Consider the following 25,325-nt stretch of genomic DNA (forward strand, 5'->3'; position numbering starts at 1 on the left):
CTTCCCGAATATGACCCGGCGATGATCCGGTCGCCACTAAGCTCGCCCGCAGCGCACCGAGTTGAGGCGTATTCGTGCGTTTGTTCCCCGAAGTTCGAATCTTCCCCAAAACTCCTTAGATTCAAGGACCTGCATGGTGAGCGTCCAATCCCCCCCTCGTCGCCGTGAACTCCCTTGGGCAGGCGTGCTGTTGCTGCCCGTCATAGCGATGGCCGCGGCGACCGGGGCCGCCGTCGCCCTCGTCACCGAACCGGCCCGGCCGGCCGTGGGCGTCTGCGGCGGCGTCGCCACGCTCCTGGTCGCCCTGACGGCCGCCGAAGCGCTGCGCCGTGGCCGCCGGATGCGCGCGCAGCAGGCCGAACACGCCCGTCACACCGCGTATCTGGAACAGCGCCTCGCCACCCACGACGCGGAGAACGAACGCCTGGCGAAGGAGCAGCTGCCGATCGCCATCGAGTATCTGCGCCGCGGAAATTCACTCTTCGACACGACCCGCGACATCCTCGACGGCGATTCACGCTTTCGTGGACTGCGCCCGTCCGGCCGCGAAGTGATCCTCTCCGTGCTCCAGATCCTCGACCACGAGGAGAACCTGCGCGACTCCCAGCAGCGCGCCTTCGTCAGCGTCGCCCGGCGCGTGCAGGCCATCGTCCACCAGCAGTTCAAGGAACTGCGGGAGATGGAGGAGGACCACGGCCGCAGCCCCGAGGTCTTCGACGACCTGCTGCGCATCGACCACGGCACCTCGCTGATCGGCCGCCTCGCCGACTCCATCTCCGTCCTCGGCGGCGGCCGCCCCGGCCGCCAGTGGCCCGAGCCCGTGCCGCTGTACAGCGTGCTGCGCGGCGCCATGTCGCGCATCCTGGAGTACCGCCGCATCTCGCTCGACAACATCGCCAAGGTCAACGTCCGCGGCATCTCCGTCGAGCCGGTCATCCACGCCTGCGCCGAGCTGCTCGACAACGCCACCCGCTACTCGCCGCCGCAGACCAAGGTGCACGTCACCGCCACCGAGGTGCAGACCGGCGTCGCCATCGAGATCGAGGACTCCGGCGTCAGCCTCACCGAGGAGTCGCGCGCCCGCCTTGAGGGCATCCTGGACCGCGCCATGCGGGGCGTCGACCTGAACGTCCTCGGCGAGGCACCGCGCCTGGGCCTCGCGGTCGTCGGCCGCCTGTGCACGGCGTACAACATGCAGATCTCGCTCAGGTCGTCGGCGTACGGCGGTGTCCGCGCCGTGCTGATCGTGCCCAGCGAAATGCTCACCAACCATCCGGCGCCCGGTTTCGCGCACGGCATCGGCGCCACCTCCCTGCCCGCGGTCGGCCCCGACGTGGCCGAGGGCCCCAAGCGCCCGCCCAAGAAGCGCCGCCCCACCAACCCGCGCATCCCGGAGAACCTGTCGCTGGAAGACGACGTCCCCGTCATCACCGAGTGGACCGAGAAGGGGCTGCCACAGCGGCGCAGCAAGGTCGCGGTCCAGTACCCCGAGATCATCGCCGCGCAGTACCGCGAGCAGTACCGCCGCGAGGCCGAGGAGGCCGAGGCCGCTGCCAAGGCGAAGGTGTGGGAGCAGTCCAGGACCGAACCGGAGCCGGAGCCGGCGCCCGCGAAGGACGAGCCCGCGCCCGGTCTGTGGGTCGAGGCGTTCTGGGAGGGGCTGAAGAAGGACCTGCCGCCGGGCACCCACCCCACCGAGTTCACGCGCAACCCCAGCGCGTTCACCTACCTGCTCAACGACAAGCCCCGCCCCGAGGGCGACGACGAAGGGGATCTGACGTGATCCAGCAGCGACAGAACTTCGACTGGATGCTCAAGGAGCTCTACGACAGCGTCCCGGGCATCGAGATGATCGTGGTGCTGTCCGCCGACGGCCTGCGTATCGCCCGCTACAGCGGCGACCCCGACGCCGCCGACCGTGTCGCCGCCGCCTGCGCCGGACTGCAGAGCCTGGCCGCCGCGGTCGCCCAGGAACTGCCGGTCGGCAACGGCGAGATGAAGATGGTCGTCGTCGAGCTCGACAAGGGCTACTTCTATCTGATGGCCGCCGGCGCGAACGCCTATCTCGCGGTGCTCTCCGACATCCGCTGCGAACCGGGCGCGATGAGCCACTACATGCGCGACCTGGTGCTGCGCATCGGTGAGCACCTGACCAGTCCGCCCCGCCGCAACGGGCAGACCGTATGACGCCTCCCAAACGCCAGAGGCGGCAGCGTGTCGAACCCCCACCGTCCCCCGCGCCGCCCCAGCCGGCACAGCAGGAAGGTGAGGGCAAGCAGCCCGAACGGCTGTACATCATCACGGGCGCCGAGGGCGACCGGGCCAAGCTCGACCTGGTCACGTTGATCGTGGCGCGCGCCGATCCCCCTTCGTCCGCCACCCCCGAGCAGACGTCGGTGCTCCGGATGTGCGTCGCCCCCCTGTCCGTGGCCGAACTCTCGGCCTATCTGCAGTTGCCGTTCAGCGCGATGACCGCGCTGCTCACGGAGATGCTGGCCGCCGAACTCGTGCACGCGCGCGCCCCGATCATCCGCCAGCAGATGCCCGACCGAACCCTCCTCGAAGCGGTGATGCATGGACTTGAAAGGCTCTGACACCCTCCCCGGCCCACGGGTGGAGGACCATCTGCCGCACTCCACCCAGGCGGCGGCGAAGATCGTCATCGTGGGCGGCTTCGGTGTCGGCAAGACGACCATGGTCGGCTCGGTCAGCGAGATCAAGCCGCTGACCACCGAGGAGACCATGACCCAGGCCGGGGTCGGGGTCGACGACAACTTCGGCTCCGAGACCAAGACCGCCACCACCGTGGCGATGGACTTCGGCCGCATCCGCATCTCCGAGCAGGTCGTCCTCTATCTGTTCGGCACGCCCGGCCAGGAGCGCTTCTGGTTCCTGTGGGACCGGCTGTTCGACGGTGCCCTGGGGGCCGTCGTCCTGCTCGACACCCGCCGCCTGGAGGTCAGTTACGAGGTGATGGGGCGCCTGGAGGAGCGCGGCGTGCCGTTCGTGGTCGCCGTCAACACCTTCCCGGACGCGCCCCGCTACCCCGTCGAGGACCTGCGGCAGGCGCTCGACCTGATCCCGGAGATCCCGATCCTGGAGTGCGACGCCCGCCGCCGCGCCTCCAGCCGCGACGTCCTGATGACCCTGATGCGGTTCCTGCACGGCCTGTCGGCCGACGGCAGGCTCAACTGACCGTCCGTACCTCTCTTTTTGCACCGCCCAGACCTTCACCGGAGCGACCCCGTGACGCCTGAACCCCTGTCCACGACCGGAACGGACGACGCCGCCCTCAGTCCGCCGCCCGGCTGCCCCGCCCATGCCAAGGGCCCCGGCGGGCTGCACCGGCTCTACGGCCCCGGGGCCGAGGACCTGGGCGGGCTGTACGAGCACCTGCGCGAGGAGTACGGCCCCGTGGCGCCGGTCCTGCTGCCCGAGGACATCCCGATGTGGGTGGTCCTCGGCCATGCCGAGAACCTCCAGCTGGTGCGCTCGCCCGGGCAGTACTGCCGCGACAGCCGCATCTGGACGCCGCTGAAGGAGGGCATGGTCAAGCCCGACCACCCGCTGATGCCGCACATCGCCTGGGAGCCCATCTGCTCCTACGCCGAGGGTGACGAGCACCTGCGGCTGCGCGGCGCGGTCACCGGCGCCATGACCACCATCGACCACCGCAGCCTGCGCCGCCACATCACCCGCTACTCGCAGCTGCTCGTCAACGCCTTCTGCGAGAGAGGCGAGGCGGACCTCGTCGGCCAGTTCGCCGAGCACCTGCCGATGGCCGTGATGTGCGAGATCTTCGGCATGGCCGAGGAGTACAACGACCGGATCGTGGAGGCCGCCCGCGACATGCTGCGCGGCTCCGAGACCGCCATCGCCAGCCACGCCTACGTCATGGAGGTACTGCAACGGCTCACCGCGCGCCGCCGCGCCGAGCCGCAGTACGACTTCGCCAGCCAGCTCATCCGCCACCCCGCGCAGCTCACCGACGACGAGGTCACCAAGCACCTGTGGCTGGTCCTCATGGCGGCCTACGAGGCCACCGCCAACCTGCTCGCCAACGTGCTGCTCATGGTCATCACCGACGACCGCTTCTACGCCAAGCTCAACGGCGGCCAGATGACCGTGCCGGAGGCGGTGGAGCAGTCCCTGTGGGACGAGCCGCCGTTCTCCACCGTCTTCGCCTACTACGCCAAGCAGGACACCGAGCTGGGCGGCCAGCGCATCCGCAAGGGCGACGGGCTGCTGTTCGCGCCGGCGGCCGGCAACATCGACCCACGGGTGCGGCCCGACCTCAGCGCCAACATGCAGGGCAACCGCTCCCACCTCGCCTTCGGCGGCGGGCCGCACGAGTGCCCGGGCCAGGACATCGGCCGTGCCATCGCCGACGCCGGCGTCGACGCGCTGCTGATGCGGCTGCCCGACGTACAGCTCGACTGCGACGAGGACGACCTGCGCTGGACGGAGTCGATCGCCTCCCGGCACCTGGTGGAGCTACCGGTGCGATTCGAGCCCAAGGAGCAGCAGGACGTGCGGGCCGTGCCGAGCCTGCACGGGCAGCCGCAGCAGCAGCGGCCCCCGGTGTGGCAGGTGACCGCGCCCCAGCCGCAGCCCGCGTCGGCCCCGGCGGGGGCGGCACCGGCGGGCGTCGCCACGGCTGTGTCCGCGCCGCCGACCGTGCCGGCCCAGCAGCAGGGCCCGCAGCAGACCGCTGTCCCGCAACCGGCCCCGCAGCCGCCCGCCCCGCCGTCCGCCGCCCCGCAGGGGGAACCGGCCCGGCCGCGCGGCCTGTGGCGGCGGTTCCTCAGCTGGTGGCGGGGGAACTGACCGCCCCGGCCCAGTCGTCGTACGACGACCAGGCCGCCAGGGTGCGGCCGCTGCGGAAGCGGTGCGCCGCCCCCGTCACCGGATCGGTGAACTCCAGCTCCCGCGCCAGCAGTTGCAGCGGGCGCCGGAAGTCACCGGCCGCGACGGGGGCGGCGACCTCGGGGTACAGCGGGTCGCCGAGGATCGGGACGCCCAGCGCGTTCAGGTGCACCCGCAGCTGATGCGTCTGCCCGGTGGCGGGCAGCAGCCGGTACCGGCCCAGCCCGCCCCGGTGCTCGCCGAGCTCGATCCGGCTGACCGCGTTCGGCTCGCCCGGCACCTCCCGCGCCGTGAGCACCCCGCGCTCCTTCACGATCCTGCTGCGCACGGTCACCGGCAGCTCCAGCTCCGGGTCGTACGGGGCGACGGCCTCGTACGTCTTGCGCACCCGCCGGTCGCGGAACAGGGTCTGGTACGCGCCGCGCTCCTCGGGCCGCACCGTGAACAGCACCAGCCCGGCCGTGAGCCGGTCCAGCCGGTGCGCGGCGGTCAGCGTGGGAATGTCCAGGTCCCGGCGCAGCCGCGCCAGCACGGTTTCGGCGACATGGCTGCCGCGGGGGGTGGTGGCGAGGAAGTGCGGCTTGTCGGCGACCACGATGTGCGCGTCGCGGTACACGACGTCGACGGCGAACGGCACGGGCACCTCCGGGGCGAGGTCCCGGTGGAACCACACGAACATCCCCGGCACATAGGGCGCGTCCGGTGCCACCGGCCGTCCGTCCGCCCCGACGATCAAACCGGCGTCGAACATCCCCTCGATCACCCCGGCCCCGGCCCCGCTGAGCCGTTCCACCAGGTGCTCCCGCACGGTGTCCCACGGTCCTTCTCCCGGCAGGCGCACGCGCACGGGGTCCACCCCGTCCCGCTGGGGGAGGGGTGAGGGCGGGGAGGGGTGCGGCGACGTCTCATCGGGAGCCAGCGTACGAGGGTCGCGGGCGGCGGGGGAAAACCGCTGGGCCTCGCGGGCGCTCGTGGGCAGGATGGCGATCATGCCTTATCTGACGCAGCCCGTCCTGCCCGCCGGCACCCTCTCCCGCACACCGCAGCCCACCATCCCCACCGACGACGGCCTGGTGCTGCGCCCCTGGCGCGCGCAGGACGCGCCGGCCGTGTACGAGGCCTTCCAGGACCCGGTGATCCACCAGTGGCACGTCCGCTCCGCCGACTCCGAGGAGGAGGTGCGCGGCTGGATTGCGGAGTGGCAGCGGGCCTGGGCGGGGGAGCGCACGGCGCAGTGGGCCGTCGCCGACGCGGACGGCGACCGGCTGCTGGGCCGGGTCGGACTGCGCCAGATCGAGTTGCTCGACGGCGCCGCCGAGGTCGCCTACTGGACGCACGCGGCCGCGCGGGGGCGGGGCGTCGCCGCGCGCGCCACACGGGCGCTGGCCCGCTGGGCCCTGGAGGAGATCGGGTTCGAGCGCCTGGAGCTGCTGCACGCCGTGCGCAACGAGGCGTCCTGCCGGGTGGCGGCCAAGGCCGGCTTCGCCCTGGAGGGCACCAAGCGCCGGGCCCTGCTCCACCCGGACGGCTGGCACGACATGCACCTGCACGCGCGCGTACGGGGCGACTGACCCGCCCCTCGGGGGCCGCCGGTAAGGCGGCGCGGGCCCACGGCCGTCGGTCAGGCGGCCGGCGTGCCCTCCTGCTCGGCCTCCACCCGGGCGTTCCACTCCCGCTTGGAGGCCTGCCAGCCGTCCTCGTTGTGGCCCAGGCGCCAGTAGCCGGAGATCGACAGGTCCTCGCGCGGGATGCCGAGGTCCACGCGCAGCAGCCGGCGCAGCTCCTTCACGCAGGCCGCCTCGCCGTGCACGAAGGCGTGCACCCGGCCGTCGGGGAAGTCGAGCGCGCGCACGGCCTCGACCAGCTTCTCGCCGATCGGCCGTTCGCCGCGGTGCAGCCAGACGACGTCCACGTCGGAGTCGATCTTCTGCTCCTCCTCGGGCCCGGCGACCTCGATGAAGGCGTGCACCACGGCGCCGTCGGGCAGGGCCTCCAGGGCGGCGGCGATGGCGGGCAGCGCGCTCTCGTCACCGGCGAGCAGATGCCAGTCGGCGTCCGGGTCGGGGGCGTAGGCGCCGCCGGGGCCCATGAAGCGGACGCTCTCGCCGGGCCGCACCCGGGTCGCCCACGGGCCGGCCAGGCCCTCGTCGCCGTGGATCACGAAGTCCAGGGTCAGCTCGCGGTGTTCGGGGTCCCAGGCGCGCACGGTGTACGTCCGGGTCACCGGCCACTGCTCGCGCGGGAACTCCTCGCGCACGCGCTCCATGTCGAAGGGCTCGGGGTAGGTCACGCCGTCCGCCGGGAAGAGCAGCTTGACGTAGTGGTCGGTGCAGCTGCCCGCGTCGAAGGCGGCCAGGCCCTCGCCGCCGAGTACCACGCGCTGCATGTGCGGGGTGAGCCGTTCGGTGCGGACGACGCGCGCGGAGTGGACCCTGCGCGGCTTGCGTCCCGGACGTTCTGCCATGACGGCCTCCCTGTTCCCGTGCTTAGGCTTACCTAAGTTAGCACCTCGGCCCGGGAGGGACACCTCTCACGCCGCAAGCGTCGTCAGCAGTCGCTGCAGCGACCCGCCCAGTCCCCAGCGCGCCGCCAGCTGCTCGACGGCCGCCGCGTCGCGCGGGGTGTGCGGCAGCACGGTGTCGACCTCGGGCAGCGGGACGTCGTCGGCGACCCGGACCACCTTCGGTGCCACCGCGAGGTACGGCCTGGCCTCGGTGAGCCGCTTGCGCTGCGTCGGCGTGAGCTTGGCGCGCGGGTCGTCCACGGCCGCCAGGATGCCGGCCAGGTCGCCGAACTCGGCGAGCAGCTTGGCCGCCGTCTTCTCGCCGATGCCGGCCACGCCCGGCAGCCCGTCGCTCGGGTCGCCGCGCAGCAGCGCCAGATCCGCGTACCCGCGGCCGTCGACGCCATACTTCTCGCGCAGCACCGCCTCGTCGGTCAGCTGGAGCGTGCCGACGCCCTTGAGCGGGTACAGCACGCGCACGTCCCGGGCGTCGTCGACCAGCTGGTACAGGTCCCGGTCGCCGGTGACGATGTCGACGGGTCCCTTGGCGCGGGCGGTGAAGGTGCCGATGACGTCGTCCGCCTCGTATCCCTCGACGCCCACGCGGGCGATGCCGAGCGCGTCCAGGACCGCCTCGATGACCGGCACCTGCGGCGACAGCGTGTCGGGCACCTCTTCCTCGTCCGGCCCGCTCTCGTGCTCCTCGGCGACCCGGTGCGCCTTGTAGGAGGGGATGAGCTCGACCCGCCACTGGGGCCGCCAGTCGGCGTCCATGCAGGCCACCAGGTGGGCCGGCCGGTGGTCCTTGACCAGGCGGTCGATGAAGTCGAGCAGGCCGCGCACGGCGTTCACCGGGGTGCCGTCCGGGGCCTTCACGGAGTCCGGCACGCCGAAGTAGGCGCGGAAGTACAGCGAGGCGGTGTCGAGGAGCATCAGTCGTCCGGTCACGCTCGCATCATGCCGTACGGCACTGACAGCGGTCGCCCGGCGCGCAGGGTGCAACGCGTTGCGCCTTTTACGTGACGTGGCCCACTTGTGCGTTTGCCCCCGAGGAAAGCGGGGAGGCGCGCGTTCGGAGCGGTGCCGGTTGCGCGTTCAACCTTTGTGTGGTGCATGCGACGCCCTCGCTCCTGGCCCTGTCGTCGAGAAGAGAAGGTCCGCGTGTCAGCCAGGCTAGAGGCCGAGCATCTCTACAAGGTGTTCGGCAGACGACCAGACCAGGCGGTGGAACGGCTCCGTGCGGGAGCCGATCGCGAGGAGCTGCGCGCGGACGGCACCACGGCCGCCGTCATCGACGCGTCCTTCACCGTGGACCCCGGCCAGATCTTCGTCGTCATGGGCCTGTCCGGGTCCGGCAAGTCCACCCTGCTGCGCATGCTCAACGGACTGCTGGAGCCCACCGCCGGCCAGGTCCGCTTCGACGGCCAGGACCTGACCTCGCTCGCCGGCAAGGAGCTGCGCGAGGTCCGCGCCCGGAAGATCAGCATGGTCTTCCAGCACTTCGCGCTCTTCCCGCACCGCAGCGTGAAGGAGAACGCCGCCTACGGCCTCGCCGTCCAGGGCGTGCCCCGCGCCGAGCGCGACCGCCGCGCGACCGAGGCGCTCGCCCTGTGCGGGCTGGCCGGCTGGGAGGACTCCTGGCCCGACGAGCTGTCCGGCGGCATGCAGCAGCGCGTCGGCCTGGCCCGCGCGCTCGCCACCGACGCCGACCTGCTGCTGATGGACGAGTCCTTCAGCGCCCTGGACCCGCTGATCCGCCGCGACATGCAGGACCAGCTCCTCGAACTGCAGCGCACCCTGAAGAAGACCATCGTCTTCATCACCCACGACCTCAACGAGGCCATGCGCCTGGGCGACCGCATCGCCGTCATGCGCGACGGGCGCATCGTGCAGAACGGCACCGCCGAGAACATCCTGCTGCGCCCCGCCAACGACTACGTCGCCTCCTTCATCCAGGACGTGGACCGCTCCCGCGTGGTCACGGCCGCGGCCGTCATGGACGCCGACGGCCTGCGCGGCGACGAGGCCGACTGCGACTGCCCGACCGCGACGCCCGAGACGCCTTTCACCGAGCTGTGCGCGCTGTCCGCGCGCGTGCCGCACCCGGTCGCCGTGCTGAACGCCGACCGCGCACTCGTCGGCGTCGTGCCGCGTCAGCGGCTGGTCGGCTTCCTCGGCGACGTCGAGGAGGCAGAACCCGCCGCCTGCGACAACCGGCGGGACAAGGGCGGGGAGAAGGTGATGGCCCGTGCCTAGGATTCCGCTCGGCGACTGGGTCAACAGCGCGGTCGACTGGCTCCTGAACCACGTCTCCTGGCTGTTCGACTTCTTCAAGACCGTCTTCACCGGCGCCTACGACGGCATCAACGCCGTCCTCCAGGCGCCCGAGCCGCTGCTGCTCGCCGGCATCCTCGCCGTGCTCGCCTTCTGGCTGCGCGGCACCCTCGCCGGTGTGCTCACCTTCGCGGGCTTCGCCTTCATCGACTCCCTCGAACTGTGGGACGACGCGATGGTGACGCTGTCGCTCGTCCTCGTGGCCACGCTGATCGCCCTGGTGATCTCGGTGCCGGTGGGCATCTGGGCCGCCCGCTCCAGCCGGGTCAGCGGCCTGGTGCGGCCGGTGCTGGACTTCATGCAGACGCTGCCCGCGATGATCTACCTCATCCCGGCGATCCTGTTCTTCGGCACCGGCGCCTCCGCCGGCATCGTGGCCACCCTGATCTTCGCGCTCGCCCCCGGTGTGCGCATGACCGAGCTGGGCATCCGCCAGGTCGACAAGGAGCTGGTGGAGGCCGCCGAGGCCTTCGGCACCACGCCCCGCAGCACGCTGCTGCGGGTCCAGCTGCCGCTGGCGCTGCCCACCGTCATGGCCGGCGTCAACCAGGTGATCATGCTGGGCCTGTCCATGGCCGCCATCGCCGGCATGGTCGGCACCGGCGGCCTCGGCGGTGACGTCAACGAGGCCATCGGCCAGCTGAACGTGGGTCTCGGCTCCGAGGCGGGCGTCGCCATCGTCATCCTCGCGATCTACCTGGACCGGATGACGAGCGCGCTGGGCACCCAGGTCTCCCCGCTCGGCCGCCGCGCCGCCGCACGCGCGCGTGCCGCGAAGGGCCTGAAGATCTGGTCCTACCGGCCCCGGCCGCAGGTCGCCGTGATCGGCGTGGTGATCCTCGGCCTGGTCGCCGGCGGTATGGGCGTCTTCGGCGGCAAGGGCGCCGCCACGGCCGTCGCCGACGGCAAGGACGTCGGCCGGGGCAAGAAGGTCACCATCGGCTACATCCCCTGGGACGAGGGCATCGCCTCCACCTACCTGTGGAAGGAGGTCCTCGAACAGCGCGGCTTCCAGGTGGAGGCCAAGCAGCTCGACGCCGGACCGCTCTACACCTCCCTCGCCGCCGGCAACATCGACTTCCAGACCGACGCCTGGCTGCCGACCACCCACGCCCAGTACTGGAAGAAGTACGGCTCCCAGGTCGACGACCTCGGCACCTGGTACGGCCCCACGTCCCTGGAGCTGTCCGTCCCGGCGTACATGAAGGACGTCGACTCGCTGGCGGACCTCAAGGGCAAGGCCGGCCGCTTCGGCGGGAAGATCACCGGCATCGAGTCCAGCGCCGGTGAGATGGCCCTGCTCAAGAGCAAGGTCCTCAAGGAGTACGGCCTGGACAAGGAGTACAAGGTCGTCGACAGCTCCACCCCGGCCATGCTGGCCGAGCTGAAGCGGGCCTACAGCAAGAAGGAGCCGATCGCCGTCACGCTCTGGTCGCCGCACTGGGCGTACAACGACTACCGGCTGAAGAAGCTCAAGGACCCCAAGGGAGCCTGGGGCAAGGGCGACGGCCTGCACACGCTGGCCCGCAAGGGCTTCGCCGGCGACAACCCCGTCGTGGCGAAGTGGCTGAAGGGCTTCAAGCTCGACGAGAAGCAGCTGACCAGCCTCGAAGCCGAGATCACCAAGGCGGGCAAGGGCAAGCAGCAGGACGCCGTGCGCGCCTGGCTGAAGAGGAACCCGGGCCTGGTGGACAAGCTCGCCCCGGTGCGGGACGCGCAGGCCGCCGCCGAGGCCAAGCGGCCGATCGACGTGGCCTGGTTCCCCTGGGACGAGGACATCGCCGTCACCCATCTGTGGAAGAACGTGCTGGAGCGGCGCGGCTACCGGCTGAACCTGAAGCAGATGGACGTCGGCCCGGTCTACACGGGCCTGGCCGCCGGCGACCTCGACCTCAACTTCGACGCCTGGCTGCCGTACGCGCAGGCCAACTACTGGGACAAGAGCAAGGACCGGCTCAAGGACCTCGGCACCTGGTACCAGCCGACCTCGCTGGAGATCGCCGTGCCGTCCTACGTCAAGGGCGTGACCTCGCTGGCGGACCTCAAGGGCAAGGCCGGCACCTTCGGCGGGAAGATCATCGGCATCGAGCCGGGCACCGGTGAGATGAACCTGCTCAAGACCAAGGTGCTGCCGGGCTACGGCCTGGACAAGGAGTACAAGGTCGTCGACGGCTCCACCCCGGCGATGCTCGCCGAGCTCAAGCGGGCCTACGCCAAGAAGCAGCCGGTCGCCGTCGTCCTGTGGTCGCCGCACTGGGCGTACAGCCAGTACCACCTCACCAAGCTGAAGGACGACAAGAAGCTCTTCGGCGAGGGCAACACCATCCGCACCATCGCGAACCAGAAGTTCCCCGAGCAGTATCCGCAGCTCACCCGGTGGATCAGGAACTTCCGGATGAGCGAGGCGGAGCTGGGCAGCCTGGAGGCCGAGATCAACAAGCGTGGCCAGGGCCATGAGGACGACGCCGTCGCCGCCTGGATCGGGCAGCACCCGGACATCGTCGACCGCATGACCCCGCGGTAACCGCCGCCACCCGCACCCCCGAGGGGTGGGCCCCCACGCCACCTGACGGCGTGGGACGGCCCACCCCTCGGGTCGTCTCCGCACTCGCCCACGCGTACGACAAGGATCCGGCCAACCACACACAGCTACGCGGTCGCCAGAACCCGGCCTCCTGTGGGCGGGAACACACGGGACGACCACCGCATTGAACATGACAGGGGCCCCGCAGTACGCCGAACGCCCCATCCGGCGACCGCCCGGGCAGGTGATCCACTGGCGCGAACCATCAGGTCGAAGCCGACGCAGTGTGTCCTCGTTGTGACGGCCGCATGAAACGGTTTGCCGAACATGCGTAGGGTGCAGAGAACTCATCAGCACACCTGCACCCGCTGACCGGGACACGACGAGCGGCACGACGAGCGAAGGAGGGAGCCGGAGCGATGGGCGACCACAAAGAGCAGCCCCTGCGGGTCGGTGCGGCCGTGCGGCGGCGTCGCCGGGCCCTGGACCTCACCCTCGCCGTCGTGGCCGAGCGCAGCGGCCTGTCGGTGCCCTTCCTCAGCCAGATCGAGAACGACCGGGCGCGGCCCAGCCGCAGCTCCCTGGAGAAGGTCGCCGACGCGCTGCGCACCACCGCGGTGGAACTGCTCGCCGCCGCCGACCCGGCGTCCAGCGTCGACCTCGTGCGCGCCGAGGACCTGGAACCCGGGCCGGTGCCGCACGTGCGGTCCCTGGTGCGCGGGCACCACCAGATGCACGCCTCGGAGTTCATCGGCGACCACGACGCCGGCCGCGAGTTCCAGTACCGCAACGACCAGTTGATGTACGTCGCCGACGGCGCCGTGGAGATCGAGGCCGAGGGCCGCGCCTACCGGCTCGGCCGCGGCGACACCCTGTACCTGACCGGCGGGGTGCGGCACCGCTGGCGGGCGACCGTGCCCGACACCCGGCTGATCGTCGTCGCCGTCGCCGAGCACATCGAGGCCGTACGGGACCGGCGGGGCCGGTGAGGGTCGTCTCCCTGGTGCCGTCGCTGACGGAGGCCGTCGCCGCCTCCGCCCCCGGCGTGCTCGTGGGCGCCACCGACTGGTGCACCCACCCGGCGGGCCTGGACGTGGTCCGCGTCGGCGGCACCAAGAACCCGAAGATCGAACGCGTCCTGGATCTCGCGCCCGACCTGGTGGTGGCGAACGAGGAGGAGAACCGCGCCCCCGACCTGGCCGCCCTGCGCGCCGCCGGCGTCGAGGTGCTGGTCACCGAGGTGCGCGACGTGCCGCAGGCCTTCCGGGAACTCGACCGGGTCGTCACCGCCTGCGGGGTGCTGCACCGGCCGCGCTGGCTGGACGAGGCGGAGGCGGCCTGGCGCACGCTGCCCGAGCCCGCCGCGCGCCGCACCGCCGTCGTGCCGATCTGGCGCAGGCCCTGGATGGTGCTGGGCCGCGACACCTTCGCCGGGGACGTCCTGGCCCGGCTCGGCGTCGACCATCTGTACGCCGCCCACGCCGAGCGCTACCCGCGCGTGGCCGTGGAGGAACTGCGGGCGGCCGGGCCCGACGTCGTGGTGCTGCCCGACGAGCCCTACCGCTTCACCGCCGACGACGGGCCCGAGGCCTTCCCGGGCCTGGCCTGCGCGCTGGTCAGCGGACGGCACCTGACGTGGTACGGACCGTCACTGGCCGAGGCGCCACGGGTGCTGGGCGCGGCGCTCGCAGCAGCTCGCCGCTGAGCAGCCCGCGCACGGTGCCGGCGGCCGCCGCGAGCCAGGCGGTGACCAGCGCGGCGTACAGCCCGAGCGCGAGCGCGTCGAAGACGACCAGCCCGGTGTGCGCGCCCAGCGCCTCGGCACCGGTGACACAGGTGCCGACCGGGAAGGTGAACGCCCACCAGGTCATCGCGAACCCCATGCCGTGCCGCCGGGCCCGCACCACATGGGCGGTGGCCAGGCACAGCCACAGCAGCGCGAACCCCATCACCGGCACCCCGTACAGGACGGCGAACACCCGGAAGCCCGTGCTGTACGACTGCTCCATTGCCACCTGTGCGGTGTCCGCGAACTTGCCCACCGCGGTGGTGGACTGGCCGAGCGGGCCCAGCACCAGGAACAGCGTCGGGGTGAGCGCGAGCGGCAGCGATCCGCCGAGCAGCCGGGCGAAGACGAAGGGCAGCACCAGCAGGACGGCCAGCAGGCTCAGCCCGAACAGCGCGACGCAGGCGAGCAGCAGGGTCTCGCGCGCCTGCCCCGGCGGCAGGTGCGGCACCAGCAGCGGCCCGGCGGCGGCCGACACCATCGGCGCGACGAGCGGCAGCAGCCACACGGGCGTCGCCTGCCGCGGCTCCACACGATGGCGTACGGCCATGAGGTACGGCACGGCGACCGCCGCCGCGAGTCCGGTGACCGTACCGGTGGTGAACAGCACGGTGTCCAGGGCGACGGCGGCCGTCGTCCCCATCCAGTCGCGCCCGGTGGTCACCGCGCCGGCGCCGACGGACAGCAGCGCCATCGCCAGACAGCCGTAGAAGGGCGCCACGGCGGGGTCGAGGAGGTGGGCGCGGGCCTGGTCGCGGTGGTGGCGCCAGTGCAGGGCGCGCGCGGTGAGCAGGACCAGCAGCAGGGCCGTGGCGAGCGCCCACGCCGCCGTGCAGGCCGTTCGCAGACCGGGGAGGTGGGCGGGCAGGGCGACGCCGGCCGTGGCGAGCACGGCGGTGCCCATCACGCAGGCGTACCAGTTGGGGCCGAGATGCCGGACTGCGGTGATCATGGCACCACCGTGCCCGGAGCGGACGCTGCCCACCAGGGACGATGTCTCTATGAGGGCATAAGCTGGGTTTATGACGGACGCGAGGGGGAGCGACAACGGAACCCAGGCGCCGGGCGGGTCGCTGGCGCACCGGGTGCCGGATCTGGGCGCGCTGGAGCTGCTGCTGGCCGTGGCACGGCTCGGCAGCCTCGGCGCGGCCGCGCGGGAGACGGGCATAACCCAGCCCGCCGCGAGCAGCCGCATCCGCTCCATGGAACGGCAGCTCGGGGTGGCCCTGGTGGACCGCTCGCCGCGCGGGTCTCGGCTGACGGACGCCGGAGCGCTGGTGACGGACTGGGCGCGGCGGGTCGTGGAGGCCGCCGAGGCCTTCGACGTGGGAGCGCAGGCGCTGCGGGACCGGCGGGACTCGCGGCTGCGGGTGGCGGCGAGCATGACGATCGCCGAGTATCTGCTGCCGGGCTGGCTGATCGCGCTGCGCACCCGGCGGCCCGACACGGCGGTGTCCCTGCTCGCCGGGAACTCGGCGGTGGTGGCGGAGCGGCTGCTGTCCGGGGAGGCCGACCTGGGCTTCGTGGAGGGGCTGACGCTGCCCGGCGGGCTGGACTCCGCGGTCATCGCCCGCGACCGGCTGATCGTCGTGACCGCGCCGGGACATCCCTGGGCGCGGCGCCGGCGCGGGGCCGTCTCGGCCGAGGAACTGGCGGCGACGCCGCTGATCCTGCGGGAGAAGGGTTCGGGGACGCGGCAGGTGCTGGACGCCGCGCTGGGCTCGCCCGCGGTGCCGCTGATCGAGCTGTCGTCGACGACGGCGGTGAAGGCGGCGGCGGTGAGCGGGGCGGGCCCGGCGGTGCTGAGCGAGCTGGCGGTGGGGGAGGAGCTGGCGTCGCGGCGGCTGGTGCCGGTGCCGGTGGAGGGCGTGGCACTGGCGCGGGCCCTGCGGGCGGTGTGGCCGGCCGGCCACCGTCCCGCGGGCCCGGCACGTGAGCTGCTGTCGCTGACCCGGTCGGGCAGACCGGGCTGACCCGCGCCGGGGGAATGGCCGGGCGGGTGGGACGATCTGAGCTGGGCACACCTCAGCGTGCGCCGCGTGCCGCCGCCTCCACCAGCGCCCGCATCACCCGTACGTCCTCGCCCATCTCCGGGTGCCACTGCACCCCCACCACCCACCGGTCCGGGGAGGGCAGCTCGATCGCCTCCACCGTGCCGTCCGCCGCGTGGGCCGACGGCAGCAGGCCCTCGCCCAGGGTCTCGACGCACTGGTGGTGGTACGTCGGCACCGAGGTCTCCTCCGGGACGAGCGCGGCGTAGCGGGTGCCCGGGACCGGCTTGACCGGGTGGCGGCCGAAGACGCCCGGCGTGATCGCGTGGCCGTCGATGTGCTGGGTGAGCGTGCCGCCCAGGGCGACGTTCAGCAGCTGCATGCCGCGGCAGATGCCCAGCAGGGGCGTGTCCGAGGCGAGCGCGGCCTCGATCAGCGCCAGCTCCCAGGCGTCCCGTTCCGTGGCCGGTGGCCCCGTGCGCGGCTCGCGCCGCGCCCCGTAGCGGGCCGGGTCGACGTCCGGGCCGCCCGCGACGACCAGGCCGTCCAGACGGGACACCGCCTCCGCCGCGTGCCCTGGCGCGTCCGGCGGCACCATCGCCGCGATGCCGCCCGCCCGCTGCACCAGCCGCGGATACCCGGCCGGCAGCAGGGCCGCCTCCAGCTCCCACACCCCCCAGCGGGCGCCGGACTCCAGATACGTACTGATGCCGATCAACGGCCGCCGGCCGTCCGCCATACGCCCTCCCTGCAATGGGTCGTCCGGATACCTTTGCCGGACGGTCAGGCCAGAAAACCCCGCAGCAGCGCCGCCGTGCCCGCGCAGTGCTCGCGCATCATCTCCCGCGCGCCGTCCGCGTCCCCCTCCAGCACCGCCTCCACCAGCGCGGTGTGCTGGCGCTGGGAGTGCTCCAGGTTGCGCACCAGCAGCGGGATGCAGTCCAGCAGGTCGTTCACCGTGGCCCGCACCGCCGCGTACTGCGCCGTCAGCGACGCCGAACCGCTCAGCTCGGCCAGCGTGAGGTGCAGCAGGGTGTCGCGGCGCCGGTAGTCCGCCAGCGGCGCGTCCCGCGTGGCCGCCAGCGCCTCGCGCAGCCGCCGCGCCTGCTCCCGCGTCAGCCCGTGCCCCGCGCACAGCCCCGCCGCGCCGACCTCCAGCACCTCCCGGAACCGCAGCACGTCCTCGATGTCGACCCCGGCCACCCGGCGGCGCAGCTCGTCCTCGCCTCCTCCGTCCGGGCGCGGCAGCACAAACGTTCCGCCGTAGCGGCCGCGCCGGGCCTCCACCAAGCCCTGGTCCTGCAGCACCTTCAGCACCTCCCGCAGCGTCACCCGGCTGATCCCGAGCCGCTCCGCCAGCTCCCGCTCCGCGGGCAGCCGGCCGCCGGCCGGCACCAGTCCGAGCCGCACCACCTGGAGGATCTGCTCCAGCGCCTCCTCGAAGCCGTTGCCCGCCCGCACGGGCCGCAGCAGCGGCGCGAGACGGTCCGCCGCGTCCACGGCTCCGCCCTCCCCCGCCGTTCGCGCCATCTCGTCGCGCCCCCTTCCCAAGCAATGGTTCTCAGCAATACCTTATGGCTTCCGGGGTCGGACGAGAACGCCGCAGACGCCCAAGGAGGCTCTCCCGTGGCAGACCGCACACCCCCGCTGAGCGCCGAGGAGCTGCACGCCCTCGTCGCCGGCGGTGAGATCGACACCGTCGTCCTGGCCTTCCCCGACATGCAGGGCCGGCTCCAGGGCAAGCGGTTCGCCGCGCGCTTCTTCCTCGACGAGGTCCTCCACCACGGCACCGAGGGCTGCAACTACCTGCTCGCCGTCGACGCCGACATGAACACCGTCGACGGCTACGAGATGTCCTCCTGGGAGCGCGGGTACGGGGACTTCGCCATGCACCCGGACCTGCGGACCCTGCGGCGCGTCCCCTGGCACCCCGGCACCGCCCTGCTGGTCGCCGACCTCGCCTGGGAGGACGGCTCACCGGTGGCCGCCGCGCCCCGCCAGATCCTGCGCCACCAGCTGGAACGGCTCGCCGAGCACGGCCTGACCGCGCAGGTCGGCACCGAGCTGGAGTTCATCGTCTTCCGCGACACCTACGAGCAGGCCTGGGACTGCGGCTACCGCGGGCTCACACCCGTCAACCAGTACAACGTCGACTACTCCATCCTCGGCACCGGCCGCATCGAGCCCCTGCTGCGCCGCATCCGCAACGAGATGGCGGGCGCCGGGCTGACCGTGGAGTCCGCCAAGGGCGAGTGCAACCCCGGCCAGCACGAGATCGCCTTCCGCTACGACGAGGCCCTGGTCACCTGCGACCAGCACGCGCTCTACAAGACCGGCGCCAAGGAGATCGCCGCCCAGGAGGGCGTCTCGCTCACCTTCATGGCCAAGTACAACGAGCGCGAGGGCAACTCCTGCCACATCCACCTCTCCCTCGCCGACGCCGACGGCACCAGCGTCATGGCGGCCGACGGCGGCGGCATGTCCGACGTCATGCGGTACTTCCTCGCCGGGCAGCTCGCCGCGCTGCGCGACTTCTCGCTGCTGTACGCGCCGAACATCAACTCCTACAAGCGGTTCCAGCCCGGCTCCTTCGCGCCGACCGCCGTCGCCTGGGGCCACGACAACCGCACCTGCGCCCTGCGCGTCGTCGGCCACGGCCGCTCCCTGCGCTTCGAGAACCGCCTGCCCGGCGGCGACGTCAACCCGCACCTCGCCGTGGCGGGGATGGTCGCGGCCGGCCTGTACGGCATCGAGCAGCGGCTGGAGCTGCCCGATCCGTGCCCCGGCAACGCCTACACCGCCGACTACGCGCACGTCCCGACCACCCTGCGCGAGGCCGCCGAGCTGTGGGAGAACAGCCCGCTGGCCAAGGCCGCCTTCGGCGACGAGGTCGTCGCGCACTACCGCAACATGGCCCGCGTCGAACTGGACGCCTTCGACGCCGCCGTCACCGACTGGGAGCTGCGCCGCTCCTTCGAACGCATGTGAGGCCCCGCGTGAGCCACCAGCCCGACCCGAACGTCCTCGACGTCCTCAACCCCGCCACCGAGGAGCTCGTCGCCACCGTCCCGGCCGCGACCGCCGCCGACGTGGACGCCGCCGTGGTCCGCGCCGTGCGGGCCCAGGCGAAGTGGGCCGCGTTCCCGCCCGGTGACCGGGCCCGGCTGCTGCGCCGGTTCGCCCGGGTCGTCGACGAGCACCTGGAGGAGCTGGCCCTGCTGGAGGTCCGCGAGGCCGGGCACACCATCGGCAACGCCCGCTGGGAGGCGGGCAACGTGCGCGACCTGCTCGACTACGCGGCGGGCGGCGTGGAGCGGCTGACGGGACGCCAGATCCCGGTCCCCGGCGGGCTGGACGTGACGATCCTGGAACCGCTCGGTGTCGTCGGTGTCATCGCGCCGTGGAACTTCCCCATGCCGATCGCCGCCTGGGGCACCGCGCCCGCGCTCGCCGCCGGCAACGCCGTGATTCTCAAGCCCGCCGAGACCACCCCGCTGACCGCGCTCAGGCTGGCCGAACTCGCCCTGGCCGCCGGGCTGCCCGAGGGCCTGTTCCAGGTGCTGCCCGGGCGCGGGCCGGTCGCGGGCACCGCGCTCGTCGAGCACCCCGGCGTCGCCAAGATCGTCTTCACCGGGTCGACGGCCGTGGGCAAGCAGGTGTGGGCGAAGGGCGCCGACCGGCTCAAGCGGATCACCCTGGAACTCGGCGGCAAGAGCCCCAACATCGTCTTCGCCGACGCCGACCTGGAACAGGCCGCGGCCGCCGCCCCCATGTCCTTCCTGGACAACAGCGGCCAGGACTGCTGCGCCCGCACCCGCATCCTGGTGCAGGCCTCCGTCCACGACCGCTTCCTCTCCCTGCTGGCCCCGGCGATCGAGTCCGTCGTCGTGGGCGACCCGGCCGACGAGTCCACCCAGATGGGCCCGCTGATCTCCCGCGCCCAGCTCGACCGCGTCCGCTCCTACGTCCCCGACGGCGCCGACGGCATCCGCGGCAAGGCCCCCGAGGGGCCCGGCTTCTGGTTCCCGCCGACCGTCCTGACCGGCGTCGACCCCCGCGCGCGCGTGGCCGTGGAGGAGATCTTCGGACCCGTCGCCGTCGTGCTGCCCTTCGCCGACGAGCGCGAGGCCGTCGCGCTCGCCAACGCCACCGACTACGGCCTGTCCGGCTCCGTCTGGACCCGGGACGTCGGCCGCGCGCTGCGCGTCTCCCAGGCCGTGCGGGCCGGCAACCTGTCCGTCAACTCCCACTCCAGCGTCCGCTACTGGACCCCCTTCGGCGGGTTCAAGCAGTCCGGCGTCGGGCGCGAACTCGGCCCCGACGCGCTGGCCGCCTTCACCGAGACCAAGAACGTCTTCATCAGTACGGAGGGCCCCGCACAGTGACCGAAGAGATCGTGTGCCGCCGCCTGGTCGGCCGGACCGCCGTCGTCACAGGAGCCGGCAGCGGCATCGGCCTCGCCTCCGCCCGCCGGCTCGCCGCCGAGGGCGCGCACGTGGTGTGCGGCGACGTCGACGAGGCCCGCGGCAAGGCGGCCGCCGAGGAGACCGGCGGGCTGTTCGTGAAGGTCGACGTCACCGACCCCGAGCAGGTCGAGGCCCTGTTCCGGGCCGCCCACGACACCTACGGCAGCGTCGACGTCGCCTTCAACAACGCCGGTATCTCCCCGCCCGACGACGACTCCATCCTGGAGACCGGCCTGGAGGCCTGGAAGCGCGTCCAGGAGGTCAACCTCACCTCCGTCTACCTGTGCTGCAAGGCCGCGCTGCCCTACATGCGGCGCCAGGGCAGGGGCTCGATCATCAACACCGCGTCGTTCGTGGCCCGGATGGGCGCGGCCACGAGTCAGATCTCCTACACCGCCTCCAAGGGCGGCGTGCTCGCCATGTCCCGGGAACTCGGCGTGCAGTTCGCCCGCGAGGGCATCCGGGTCAACGCGCTGTGCCCGGGGCCGGTCAACACCCCGCTGCTGCAGGAGCTGTTCGCCAAGGATCCGGAGCGGGCCGCGCGCCGGCTGGTGCACATCCCGCTCGGCCGGTTCGCCGAGGCCGAGGAGATCGCCGCCGCCGTCGCCTTCCTCGCCAGCGACGACTCCTCCTTCGTCAACGCCACCGACTTCCTGGTGGACGGCGGCATCTCGGGCGCGTACGTCACGCCCCTGTAGGGAGGAAACGGTACGGTCCGGGCGTATGCGACAGCTTCTCGCGTGCGCCCTGGCCGTGACCGCCGTCCTGGCGACCGCGCCCGCCGCGCACTCCGACGGCCCCGGCGCCTGCCCCCGCCTGTCCGGCACCTGGTACGGCGACAACCGCGCCCGCCTCCAGCAGGTGATCGACGAGCGCGGTACCTGCGCCGGACACCGCGAACGCCCCCGCCCCGTCGCCGCGTTCGACTGGGACAACACCGTCACCAAGAACGACGTCACCGACGCCACCCTCGCCTGGGCCCTGCGCCACGACCGGCTGCTGCGCCCCGCCCGCTGGACGGACACCAGCGCCTGGCTGAGCGACGCCGCCGACCGGGCCCTGACCCGCGCCTGCGGCACCGGCGAGCCCGGCACCCCGCTGCCGACCTCGACCGACGCCCCGTGCGCCGACGAGATCCTGCAGATCCGCGAGAACGGCACCACCATGAGCGGTGCCCCCGCCTTCGCCGGCCGCTGGAACCACCGCCGCACGGTCCCGCAGTACGCCTGGGTGCCCCAGCTGTTCACCGGCCGCACCCCGGCCGAACTCGCCTCCTACGCCCGAGCCGCCCGCGCCGAGGCCCTCGCCGCCCCCGTCGGCGCCACCCGCAGGGTCGGCACCCACACCCTGCCCGCCTCCGTCCGCTACTACGACCAGCAGCGCGACCTGATCCGCACCCTGCGCCGGGCCGGATTCGACGTCTACGTCGTCTCCGCGGGCTCCGAGCCGATCACCGAGGTCTGGTCCCGCGGCGTGGGCGTCGACGCCGCGCACACGATCGCCATCCGCTCCGTCCTCGACCGCCACGGCCGCATCACCCCCTGGAACGAGGGGTGCGGCGGAGCCCCGGCCACGCGCGGCGCGGTCATCCCCTACATCGACGGCAAGCGCTGCTGGATCAACCAGGAGATCTACGGCGTCCACGGCCCCGCCGCCTGGCAGCGGCAGCCCCGCGCGCAGCGCCCCGCCCTCGCCGCCGGCGACGCCGACACCGACGTCACCTTCGTCTCCGACGCCACCGCCGCGCACCTCGTGATCAACCGCAACAAGCCCGAACTGATGTGCAGGGCCTACGACGACGCCGACGGCCGCTGGCTGGTCAACCCGATGTTCCTGCAGCCGCTGCCCCGCCGCACCGCCCCCTACCCCTGCTCGACGACCGCGTACACGGCGCCCGACGGCACACACCGGCCGGTGCGGCGCCACGACGGCTCGGTGGTGCCCGACCGGCGGGACACCGTGTACTGATCGCCGCGCCCCGGCCTACAGTGCCGCAATGAGCATGACGCCCCCGCCCGGCTGGTACCCGGACCCGACGGCCGCGCACCTGGAGCGCTGGTGGGACGGCAGGGCCTGGACCGAGCACCGGCGCCACCGCGAGGCGCCCACGGCACCGCTCGCGCACCAGGTCCCGCCGCAGCCGCCGGCGTTCCCGGCACAGCCGGTGGCCCACCCCCAGCAGCCTCTGACGACCCCTCAACCGGCGGCCTCCTCCGGGCGGGCCAGGGCCGTCGCCCTCACCGTCGCCGGAGCCGTGCTGGTCGCGGCGATCGTCACCGGGGCGTTCGTCCTGCGCGGCGGCGACGACGGCGACCCGACGGCCGGGACGACACCGCACCCCGCCCCCACCGCGTCCCCACCGACGGACGAGCCGTCCACACCGCCACCGTCCACCGCCTCGCCCACCGGCGACCCCAGGGTAGTCGTCGACCAGCTCAACGGCATCACCCTCACCATGCCCGACGGCTGGGTGAAGCCCGAGTTCGTCTCCGACGACACCGTCGTCATGACCACCGACGGCACCTACGACTGCCCCGGCGACCCCGGGATGTGCCGCCACGGCCTGGTCACCACCCACACCGCGACCTCGACGGAGGAGACGTCGCCCAAGGCCCTCGCCGAGGCGGACATCAGCGAGGCGGCCGGGCTGGCCTTCGATCAGGACACCCTGAACCGGCGCCCCTTCGGCGGCATGACGGGGCATCAGACCGTCGCCCAGGGGCCGGTGGCCGTGGCGGGCCGCGCCGGGTACTACGTGCGCTGGCAGGTGACCACCGCCAAGGGCCCCGGCGGCTACGTCCAGTCCCTGGTCTTCCCGTCCAGCATGGGCACCGAGGCCCCCGTCGTCGTCCGGTACGTCTTCGACGCGGGCCAGGACGGGCCGCCGCTCGCCGACATGGACCGCATCACCCGGGGCATCCGGCCCGTGGGCGACGCGGCCACCGGCGGCGGCGTGGGCAGCAGCATCGGCCCCACCCCGTAGAGCCGGTGAACCGTCACAGGAACGTGTGGCCCTCGCCCCGGTACGTCGGCACGGTCGCGGTCACCCGGTCGCCCTCGACCAGGTGCAGCACGTCGAAACGCTCGCACAGCTCACCGGCCTTGGCGTGCCGGAACCACACCTTGTCCCCGATCAGCAGATCGTCGGCCGGCGAGCCGAGCAGCGGCGTCTGCACCTCGCCGGGCCCCTCCTGCGGGTCGTAGCGCAGCCCCTCGGGCAGATACGGCACCGGCAGCCGGTCCGGCCCGGCCGCGCCGGACGCCGGGTAGCCGCCGCCCAGCACGGTCACCACGCCCACGCCCGGCCGCCGCACCACCGGCTGCGCGAACAGGGCCGCCGGACGGCCGCTGAACGAGGTGTAGTTGTCGAACAGGCGCGGCACGTACAGGCCCGAGCCGGCCGCGATCTCCGTGACGGCGTCCTCGGCGGCCGTGTGCTGCACGCTGCCGGTGCCGCCGCCGTTGACGTACTCCAGATCCGGCACGACGGCCCGCACCGCGCGCACCACCGCGGCCCGCCGCTCGGCGAGTTCACGGCGGGCGGCGGCCTGCATCAGGCGGATGGCCCGCGACCGCAGCGGCCGCCCCGCGACCGCGTCCCCGACCCCGGCGACATGCCCCTCGTACGCCATGATCCCGACGACCTTGAAGCCCGGCCGCCGGGCCACCGCCCGGGCCAGCTCGGCCACCTGGGCGGGGGAGTGCAGCGGGGAACGCAGCGCACCCACCCGCACGCGGCCGCCGAGCAGCCGCAGCGAGGTGTCCAGCTCCAGGCAGACGCGCACCACTTCACGTCCGTCGCCGCGCGCGGCGTCGATCAGGTCGAGCTGCGCCACGTCGTCGACCATGACGGTCACCGAGGCCGCCAGCTTGGGATCGGCGGCCAGTTCGGCGAAGCCGGCGCGGTCGGCGGACGGGTAGGCGAGCAGCACGTCGTCGAAGCCCGAGCGCGCCAGCCACAGGGACTCGGCGAGCGTGAACGACATGACGCCCCGGAAGCCGTCCTTCGCCAGGACCCGCTCCAGCAGCGCCCGGCAGCGCACGGACTTGCTGGCGACCCGGATCGGCTTGCCCCCGGCCCGGCGGAGCAGGTCGTCCGCGTTGGCGTCGAAGGCGTCCAGGTCCACGATCGCCACGGGGGCGTCCAGATGGGCGGTGGCCCGGTCGTAACGGGCCCGGTCGGCGGCGCGCGCAGTCATGACGGCAGCCTGCCAGACCCGATTACCGCAGGGTAGGGGGACGTTCCGGGCAGATGCCTCTCGCGCGCGCACTGGTTCCCGTCCGGCCAGGTCCAACCCGTAGAGTGACGCGCAGCGCAGGCGAGACGATGGCCGTGGGCCGAGGAAACGGGGGGTGCATGAGCACGGAGGCACGCCGCGGCAGCCGCCCCCACCCGGAGTCCCCGCGTCCCGACGGCCCGGCGCCCGACCCGGCCTCCGCATCGGCCACCGACGCTCCCTCGGGTTCCGCTTCCGGCCTGCTCCCGCATTCCGCTTCCGGGTCGGCCGCACCCCGCTTCCCGTCGCTGCGGCCGGCCGGCGGTGACACCGGCGCCCCGCCGCCCGCGTCCGCCCGCTACCCCGACGCCCCGCCTCCGCCGCCCGCCTCGGCCCGCTTTCCCGACAGCCCGCCGACCGTCGGCCGGGGGACGGTCGACAGGGGCGCCCAGGCACCGGTGCCGGCCGAGACCGCCACGGAGACCACCGCGCGTCTGCGTCCCGTTCCGGCCGCCGCCGAGCCGATGCCCGATGTTGCTCCGTCGACCCGTTCCGGTTCGCTGACCGGTGCCGTTCCGGTCGCGTCCGGTGCCGCCCGCCTCGGCGACACCGGCGCGTCGGCCGTGTACCGGGGCGAC

The 25,325-nt window shown here is 73.1% G+C and carries 22 protein-coding genes and 2 pseudogenes; 17 read left to right on the forward strand and 7 right to left on the reverse strand.

Annotation, left to right across the window (positions count from 1 at the left end; translation table 11 throughout):
- The first annotated feature begins 133 nt into the window (after positions 1-133).
- Genes C3489_RS14640 through C3489_RS14660 form a run of 5 tightly spaced genes read left to right on the forward strand, consistent with a single transcriptional unit; the run spans position 134 to position 4,827 of the window.
- A complete protein-coding gene (locus C3489_RS14640; protein WP_181139673.1) occupies positions 134-1,783 on the forward strand; it encodes a sensor histidine kinase KdpD in 1,650 nt (549 codons plus the stop codon).
- The gene (locus C3489_RS14645) at positions 1,780-2,187 is read left to right on the forward strand and encodes a roadblock/LC7 domain-containing protein (protein ID WP_103782238.1); all 408 of its coding nucleotides are present in this window, start codon (positions 1,780-1,782) and stop codon (positions 2,185-2,187) included. Before C3489_RS14640 ends, C3489_RS14645 begins: the two co-directional genes overlap by 4 nt.
- On the forward strand, positions 2,184-2,594 hold the full coding sequence (locus tag C3489_RS14650) for a DUF742 domain-containing protein (RefSeq protein ID WP_103782263.1): 411 nt from the start codon (positions 2,184-2,186) through the stop codon (positions 2,592-2,594). The genes C3489_RS14645 and C3489_RS14650 overlap by 4 nt, the downstream gene beginning before the upstream one ends.
- On the forward strand, positions 2,575-3,195 hold the full coding sequence (locus C3489_RS14655; protein WP_103782239.1) for an ATP/GTP-binding protein: 621 nt from the start codon (positions 2,575-2,577) through the stop codon (positions 3,193-3,195). Before C3489_RS14650 ends, C3489_RS14655 begins: the two co-directional genes overlap by 20 nt.
- 51 nt (positions 3,196-3,246) lie before the next feature.
- Complete coding sequence (locus tag C3489_RS14660; protein WP_103782240.1) at positions 3,247-4,827, forward strand: cytochrome P450; 1,581 nt, start codon at positions 3,247-3,249, stop codon at positions 4,825-4,827.
- On the opposite strand, the pseudogene C3489_RS14665 reads toward C3489_RS14660, so the two are convergent.
- Positions 4,805-5,775, reverse strand: a pseudogene (locus C3489_RS14665) (RluA family pseudouridine synthase). The gene C3489_RS14660 and the pseudogene C3489_RS14665 overlap by 23 nt on opposite strands.
- Positions 5,776-5,855: 80 nt before the next feature.
- Between C3489_RS14665 and C3489_RS14670 the strand changes: the two are divergent.
- Positions 5,856-6,437 carry a GNAT family N-acetyltransferase gene (locus tag C3489_RS14670; RefSeq protein WP_181139674.1) on the forward strand — a complete coding sequence of 194 codons (582 nt, stop codon included), beginning with the start codon at positions 5,856-5,858 and terminating at the stop codon, positions 6,435-6,437.
- Between the two features lie 50 nt (positions 6,438-6,487).
- Here C3489_RS14670 and C3489_RS14675 read toward each other — a convergent pair whose 3' ends face one another.
- Positions 6,488-7,330, reverse strand: coding sequence for a siderophore-interacting protein (locus C3489_RS14675; RefSeq protein ID WP_103782242.1), 843 nt, complete (start codon positions 7,328-7,330; stop codon positions 6,488-6,490).
- A 66-nt stretch (positions 7,331-7,396) separates the two neighbouring features.
- Positions 7,397-8,302, reverse strand: coding sequence for a 5'-3' exonuclease (locus C3489_RS14680; RefSeq protein WP_181139675.1), 906 nt, complete (start codon positions 8,300-8,302; stop codon positions 7,397-7,399).
- A gap of 228 nt (positions 8,303-8,530) precedes the next feature.
- Between C3489_RS14680 and C3489_RS14685 the strand changes: the two genes are divergently transcribed.
- The 4 genes from C3489_RS14685 to C3489_RS14700 all read left to right on the forward strand — a co-directional run bounded on the left by C3489_RS14685 (position 8,531) and on the right by C3489_RS14700 (position 13,932).
- Positions 8,531-9,625 (forward strand): glycine betaine/L-proline ABC transporter ATP-binding protein, encoded by a 1,095-nt coding sequence (locus C3489_RS14685; RefSeq protein ID WP_103782244.1) that lies wholly within the window; start codon positions 8,531-8,533, stop codon positions 9,623-9,625.
- Positions 9,618-12,227 (forward strand): ABC transporter permease/substrate binding protein, encoded by a 2,610-nt coding sequence (locus tag C3489_RS14690; protein ID WP_103782245.1) that lies wholly within the window; start codon positions 9,618-9,620, stop codon positions 12,225-12,227. Before C3489_RS14685 ends, C3489_RS14690 begins: the two co-directional genes overlap by 8 nt.
- Positions 12,228-12,646: 419 nt before the next feature.
- Complete coding sequence (locus C3489_RS14695; RefSeq protein WP_103782246.1) at positions 12,647-13,216, forward strand: helix-turn-helix domain-containing protein; 570 nt, start codon at positions 12,647-12,649, stop codon at positions 13,214-13,216.
- A complete protein-coding gene (locus C3489_RS14700; protein ID WP_103782247.1) occupies positions 13,213-13,932 on the forward strand; it encodes a helical backbone metal receptor in 720 nt (239 codons plus the stop codon). The genes C3489_RS14695 and C3489_RS14700 overlap by 4 nt, the downstream gene beginning before the upstream one ends.
- Here the strand turns inward: C3489_RS14700 and C3489_RS14705 are convergent.
- Positions 13,844-14,965: a TDT family transporter gene (locus tag C3489_RS14705; RefSeq protein WP_103782248.1), complete on the reverse strand. Its 1,122-nt coding sequence runs from the start codon at positions 14,963-14,965 to the stop codon at positions 13,844-13,846. The genes C3489_RS14700 and C3489_RS14705 overlap by 89 nt on opposite strands.
- 70 nt (positions 14,966-15,035) lie before the next feature.
- Between C3489_RS14705 and C3489_RS14710 the strand changes: the two genes are divergently transcribed.
- Complete coding sequence (locus C3489_RS14710; RefSeq protein WP_103782249.1) at positions 15,036-15,986, forward strand: LysR family transcriptional regulator; 951 nt, start codon at positions 15,036-15,038, stop codon at positions 15,984-15,986.
- A gap of 52 nt (positions 15,987-16,038) precedes the next feature.
- Here the strand turns inward: C3489_RS14710 and C3489_RS14715 are convergent, their stop codons facing one another.
- Positions 16,039-16,743 (reverse strand): gamma-glutamyl-gamma-aminobutyrate hydrolase family protein, encoded by a 705-nt coding sequence (locus C3489_RS14715; RefSeq protein WP_103782250.1) that lies wholly within the window; start codon positions 16,741-16,743, stop codon positions 16,039-16,041.
- Positions 16,744-16,787: 44 nt separating this feature from the next.
- Positions 16,788-17,534, reverse strand: a complete 747-nt coding sequence (locus C3489_RS14720; RefSeq protein ID WP_103782251.1) for a FadR/GntR family transcriptional regulator — start codon at positions 17,532-17,534, stop codon at positions 16,788-16,790.
- A gap of 96 nt (positions 17,535-17,630) precedes the next feature.
- Between C3489_RS14720 and C3489_RS14725 the strand changes: the two genes are divergently transcribed.
- Genes C3489_RS14725 through C3489_RS14745 form a run of 5 tightly spaced genes read left to right on the forward strand, consistent with a single transcriptional unit; the run spans position 17,631 to position 23,453 of the window.
- The gene (locus tag C3489_RS14725; protein WP_103782252.1) at positions 17,631-18,992 is read left to right on the forward strand and encodes a glutamine synthetase family protein; all 1,362 of its coding nucleotides are present in this window, start codon (positions 17,631-17,633) and stop codon (positions 18,990-18,992) included.
- An 8-nt stretch (positions 18,993-19,000) separates the two neighbouring features.
- The gene (locus C3489_RS14730; protein ID WP_103782253.1) at positions 19,001-20,389 is read left to right on the forward strand and encodes an aldehyde dehydrogenase; all 1,389 of its coding nucleotides are present in this window, start codon (positions 19,001-19,003) and stop codon (positions 20,387-20,389) included.
- Positions 20,386-21,168: a 3-oxoacyl-ACP reductase gene (locus C3489_RS14735; protein WP_103782254.1), complete on the forward strand. Its 783-nt coding sequence runs from the start codon at positions 20,386-20,388 to the stop codon at positions 21,166-21,168. The genes C3489_RS14730 and C3489_RS14735 overlap by 4 nt, the downstream gene beginning before the upstream one ends.
- Before the next feature lie 25 nt (positions 21,169-21,193).
- Positions 21,194-22,438 carry a hypothetical protein gene (locus tag C3489_RS14740; protein WP_103782255.1) on the forward strand — a complete coding sequence of 415 codons (1,245 nt, stop codon included), beginning with the start codon at positions 21,194-21,196 and terminating at the stop codon, positions 22,436-22,438.
- 28 nt (positions 22,439-22,466) lie between these two features.
- Positions 22,467-23,453, forward strand: a complete 987-nt coding sequence (locus tag C3489_RS14745) for a DUF2510 domain-containing protein (protein ID WP_374936744.1) — start codon at positions 22,467-22,469, stop codon at positions 23,451-23,453.
- A gap of 13 nt (positions 23,454-23,466) precedes the next feature.
- Here the strand turns inward: C3489_RS14745 and C3489_RS14750 are convergent, their stop codons facing one another.
- Positions 23,467-24,669, reverse strand: a complete 1,203-nt coding sequence (locus C3489_RS14750; protein ID WP_103782257.1) for an amino acid deaminase/aldolase — start codon at positions 24,667-24,669, stop codon at positions 23,467-23,469.
- 158 nt (positions 24,670-24,827) lie between these two features.
- Here C3489_RS14750 and C3489_RS14755 point away from each other — a divergent pair.
- A pseudogene (locus C3489_RS14755) lies at positions 24,828-25,325 on the forward strand (hypothetical protein); the annotation flags it as partial.

The sequence above is a fragment of the Streptomyces sp. Ru71 genome (assembly GCF_002920535.1).
GTDB lineage: Bacteria > Actinomycetota > Actinomycetes > Streptomycetales > Streptomycetaceae > Streptomyces.